Origin of the sequence: Cupriavidus sp. HPC(L) (assembly GCF_000307735.3) — a bacterium.
Lineage (GTDB): Bacteria > Pseudomonadota > Gammaproteobacteria > Burkholderiales > Burkholderiaceae > Cupriavidus.
The window spans coordinates 1-2,426 of sequence record NZ_AMPR02000316.1; the positions used below are offsets into that span (position 1 = coordinate 1).

General features: G+C 67.0%; 2 protein-coding genes. One reads left to right on the forward strand and one right to left on the reverse strand.

What is annotated here, in order from left to right; all coding sequences use genetic code 11:
• Positions 1 to 314: 314 nt before the first annotated feature.
• Positions 315 to 614 carry an Asp-tRNA(Asn)/Glu-tRNA(Gln) amidotransferase subunit GatC gene (gene gatC, locus B551_RS16450; RefSeq protein ID WP_006580203.1) on the reverse strand — a complete coding sequence of 100 codons (300 nt, stop codon included), beginning with the start codon at positions 612 to 614 and terminating at the stop codon, positions 315 to 317.
• Between the two features lie 709 nt (positions 615 to 1,323).
• Here gatC and B551_RS16455 point away from each other — a divergent pair.
• Complete coding sequence (locus tag B551_RS16455; protein WP_023264573.1) at positions 1,324 to 2,367, forward strand: rod shape-determining protein; 1,044 nt, start codon at positions 1,324 to 1,326, stop codon at positions 2,365 to 2,367.
• The last annotated feature ends 59 nt before the right edge of the window (positions 2,368 to 2,426 follow it).

Consider the following 2,426-nt stretch of genomic DNA (forward strand, 5'->3'; position numbering starts at 1 on the left):
GTCAGTTCGGCGTCGACATGGATGTAGGCGTTCAGCGCACTGGCCTGCTCGATGCGGGCCAGATAGTCGCGCGCCAGTTCTTCGGCCGACACCGCGCCGGCGGCAAGCGCATCGGCGATCTGGCGCAGCGAGGTCACGGTCGAACCGACCGGGAAGGAGGAAGCGGAGGAAGACATGGAGTGTCGGAAGAGCTTCGGAGAACGGCCCGCGGCGCATCGCTGCGCGGGCCGGATCTATTCAGGAGACGCCGCCGTGCGTACCGGTACGCCGATACGGAAAGGCCGGACGACGTCGGCGAGCCGGGCGTGGGACCGTTATTCGATCACCTTTGGCACCAGATACAGGCCGGCCTCGGTGGCCGGGGCCGGACGCTGGTAGTCGTCGCGCCGGTTGGGCTCGGTGACGACGTCGTCGCGCAGCCGCTGCTGCATTTCGCGTACCGCCGACAGCGGATGCGCCAGCGGTGCGACGCCGCTGGTGTCGACCGCCTGCATCTGCTCGACCAGCGAGAAGAATTGATTCAATTGCCCGAGCGTCTGGCCGGCTTCGTCATCGCTGATGTCGATGCGGGCAAGATGGGCGATGCGCTTGACGTCGGATAGCTCGAGTGCCATGGCGTGGGTGCGAGGAATTCCAGAGGGCCCGGCAGTCCGGCGACAGGCCGGGACGAACCGGGAGAATGACGACCGTGGCGACCGTACGGAGATAGTCGGGAGGCGCTGAACCGGGCCGGGCCGGCGCGCCTCGGGCAGCGCCCTGTCGGGGCCCTTGCCGGCCCGGCGTCAGCCCGGAGAATGTGCCGCGCGCGGCGCCCCACAATCGTCAGAATTACAGGTTTTTTCAGGGCAATTTGCCGCCGAAACACGCGGAATTATAAGGTATCATTCCGTTTTGCCGCCGCCCCTGGCGGCGCCTTCGCCGCTTGGGACCCAGGACCCGGCCGCTGAAGGATGCCGGACCCGACTGCCCGCGGGGCCCGGACCAGGATCCTCCGATTAGACCGACTCGCTGCTGCCCCATCTTGGGTGCCGGGTCTGTGGCGCCCGGACCACCGTCCGGCCATCCGCCAAATGAAGTTTGGCGAACTTTCTGGCGCCGTCTAATCAAAGGTTCCCGTGGGAGTGCGTTCCGCCGGCTCGGCGGGCCCATTCCCCCAGCACTGTCGCGGTTCGCCTGGCGCACCGCAACGGCATGGGCGGGACCGTGGATGCGCGGACGACGCGCGCCGTTTCCATCGACGACATATGAATTTCGCGGCCGGCGCCAACGACTGGCGCCGGCCGCTTCGCATACCTGCGAACCCACCAGAAAACAGGACTCCTGATGTTCGGATTTCTCCGCAGCTACTTCTCCAACGATCTCGCGATCGACCTCGGCACCGCCAACACGCTGATCTACATGCGTGACAAGGGCATCGTGCTGGACGAACCGTCGGTGGTCGCGATCCACCTGGGCGGCGGCCCGAACGCCAAGAAGACCATTCAGGCAGTCGGCAAGGAAGCCAAGCAGATGCTGGGCAAGGTGCCGGGCAACATCGAGGCGATCCGCCCGATGAAGGACGGCGTGATCGCCGACTTCACCGTCACCGAGCAGATGCTCAAGCAGTTCATCAAGATGGTGCACGACAGCAAGCTGCTGCGTCCGTCGCCGCGCATCATCATCTGCGTGCCGTGCGGTTCGACCCAGGTCGAGCGCCGCGCGATCCGCGAGTCGGCGCTGGGCGCCGGCGCCTCGCAGGTCTACCTGATCGAGGAACCGATGGCCGCCGCGATCGGCGCCGGCCTGCCGGTGTCCGAGCCGTCGGGCTCGATGGTCGTCGATATCGGCGGCGGCACCACCGAAGTCGGCATCATCTCGCTGGGCGGCATGGTCTACAAGGGCTCGGTGCGCGTCGGCGGCGACAAGTTCGACGAGGCCATCGTCAATTACATCCGCCGCAACTACGGCATGCTGATCGGCGAGCAGACCGCCGAAGCGATCAAGAAGGAAATCGGCTCCGCCTTCCCGGGTTCGGAAGTGCGCGAGATGGAGGTCAAGGGCCGCAACCTGTCCGAGGGCATCCCGCGCGCGTTCACGGTCTCGTCCAACGAGATCCTGGAAGCGCTGACCGATCCGCTGAACCAGATCGTCTCCACCGTCAAGATCGGCCTGGAGCAGACCCCGCCCGAACTGGGCGCGGACATCGCCGAGCGTGGCATCACGCTGACCGGCGGCGGCGCGCTGCTGCGCGACCTGGACCGCCTGCTGGCCGAGGAAACCGGCCTGCCGGTGCTGGTCGCCGAGGATCCGTTGACCTGCGTGGTGCGCGGCTCGGGCATGGCCCTGGAGCGCATGGACAAGCTGGGCAGCATCTTCGCCTACGAGTAAGCCGGTCCGGCAAAGGATCGTTCCCGTGGCGAAGCGCGCCCTGCCCGCACCGCTGGCCG

Bases quoted from the DNA above. Each gene is read 5' to 3' on its own strand.
- gatC (WP_006580203.1), bottom strand. From the start codon at position 614: ATGGCACTCGAGCTATCCGACGTCAAGCGCATCGCCCATCTTGCCCGC.
- B551_RS16455 (WP_023264573.1), top strand. From the start codon at position 1,324: ATGTTCGGATTTCTCCGCAGCTACTTCTCCAACGATCTCGCGATCGAC.